Raw genomic sequence first — 2,427 nt, forward strand, 5'->3', positions numbered from 1 at the left:
TTGCAATCACAGGCATTCAGGAGAAAGACCTCTGGCATGGATTCTCCCCGTTGCTCAGCCTGCCGTTTGACGCTTTCAATCACCAGATTCAGAGTGGCATCCTTACCCCGTCCAGCCGGGCCTTCAATCAGCGTCGCCTGACGGCCGTCGTGTTTCCTGTCAAGATGGTAAGCCTGCTGACAGCGGCTCAAATCCTGTCCAAGTCTTTGCACCAGCTGATGGACTGCTGATCCGGAAGTATCAAAGTCAGGTCGGGTTTTTTCGGTGAATTCTTTGAAGGCCTGCTTTATAGGGTACAGGGTGGTCTGGTTACGAACTTTGTCGCTCAGTGTGTTGTCCGGTTCGTAACGAGCAGCAAACCAGATCTCCAGAGCTGTCAGGGCATCCTGATAAGTTTCGCTGATTTCGGGACCCAGCACATCCTGAAAACTTTGCTGGATCAAACCGTTTATTTGTCTACCCGTAACAGTGTCGTTTACGCGCAGCGCACGATCCAGATACCAACCCAACCAACTGCAGATATCGGTCAAATCCCTGGGGGTAAACTCGTGCTCTGGCAACAGTTCCTGATAATATTGCCACAGCGTCATCACACATTCGGTGGCACTGTGTGCAATGTCGTTTATTTGAGGCTCCGGCAAATGCCGTTGTAACTGCCTGGCCAGAGCCGGTTCTACCACTCTGTCGCTAAGGAAAGCACGGTCTAGGCGGGGATAATAAGCTCTGGGCAGTTTCTCTTTCAGGGCCGGGTCCAGCTGGCGTCCGGCGTAATAATCCGGATTGCCGGTGAGAATCACCCGGTGTTTAGAGCTGACCTTGACAGGGTGCCCACTGACATAAATGCAGGGTTCTTTCGGTTCCCATAAGCCGTTCAAAGACGCCAGCAGTCCGGTTTTGGCCAGGTTGGCTTCATCCAGAATCAGGGTGACATATTCTCCGTCATTGTCGTGTGATGTCCTGGCCCATTCCATCAGCGCCCGGTTTTGCAGTTCCATAGAGCGATCGCTATCACCATGTTTATGCCATTGCCAGCGTTTCATCAGAGTCTGTTCGCTGTCAGAAGGCCCAAGGGAAATCACCGAAGCCTGTCCTGAAGCCTTCGCCATTCTGGCAGAAAAATAACTTTTCCCGGTGCCGGTTTCCCCCTGCAGGAATATAACGGGAGAGTCCACAAGTCGATCATGGAGTCGGGATAATCGACGGCTTTCACGATCCTGCTGACTCATCTCGCCGTGATAAAGATCCCGAGCCAGTGCTAACAAGGGTTTATCGGTGGAGCCCGTCCATTCCAGTGATTCAGACAGTCGATTTGCTATGTATTCAATGCCTGCTGCTTCAGAATTTGCTGTTCTGGCAATATAAAAACAATCGGTGGTCAGAGCGAGAATAGTATCGGATCGGGTTTGCCCTGATGGCAAAGGTAAGTGCCAGCCAGAAGTCAGTGCATCTTCCACACGTTTAATCTGTCCTGATGGCCTGATAGCTAAATGTTGATATGGCTCTGTTGCTGCCGGATCGACTGCCAACTGATACGCTATTGCCGCTCGTTGCTGTTCAGGCGCTTGGGCCACGATCATGGCACAGAGTCTGTCCAGAGATTCTTTTTCAGTCGCCCGTGAAAATGGACTTGCATAAGACAGTTGTAATTCTTCATTAAATAATGATGGCTCAAAGGCTCTGGCCAGTGGCCAAAGGTTCTGCTTCACAAATTCTCTATCCAACCGCAGGGCACTATTGATGATGGCATTTAACCGATCCGGGTCTGCCGAGGCGGTTTGAACATCATCGGGCATTAACTGCCAACAGGCCACTTTCATAAAATCCCGCACTGACTGATTCTGCCGGGTACCATGGGTGATGACGCTGTTGATGCCCTTGCGCCAGTGACGGGGCAGGAGCTGTGGGGACTGGTCAACCTGCTGTGCTCGCCGGGCAGCGAGTATCAGGTTATTTAACAACCCTTCGGTCATTTCAGGCAGAGGGTTACAAAGGTGGGGAGGTACCGTTTTAAACGCTTCGTACAGTATGTGAAGTGCTTGTTCTGGCAGCTCAGTCCGGGGGATATCATGCCTGTCCCCACTGATATCCCAGATATCAATCGCAGGACACGGCTTACCCGTGGCGATCATCGAACTCCATACCGAAGACGGGCTTTTTGCAGACTCTGGCCAGAGTAGGGTGACATGAGCTTTCGGGTAGGTCTGTAATTGACCATTGACCAACAGTGGTTGCCCGACAGCCAGAGGTTCCAGAAGCTGCTGAAGTATTGGGTTACTTTCCAGCCCCCTCAGTACAACCGGCTTGCCAGAGGTTAATGCTTTCTGCAACTGACTCTGACGTCGTTCAAAATGTGCCTTTTGTTCTGAGATGATATGGATATTATCAAATAGCTGACTGAGGCTGGTCTGTTCATTGACCTGAATCACC

The 2,427-nt window shown here is 51.3% G+C and carries 1 protein-coding gene; it reads right to left on the bottom strand.

Annotated features, from left to right (window positions below; all coding sequences use genetic code 11):
• A partial coding sequence (locus KDK19_RS03900; RefSeq protein ID WP_257291376.1) for an AAA family ATPase occupies positions 1-2,427 on the bottom strand: 2,427 nt, incomplete at both ends.

This window comes from Endozoicomonas sp. ONNA1 (assembly GCF_024606325.1).
Taxonomy (GTDB): Bacteria; Pseudomonadota; Gammaproteobacteria; order Pseudomonadales; family Endozoicomonadaceae; genus Endozoicomonas_A.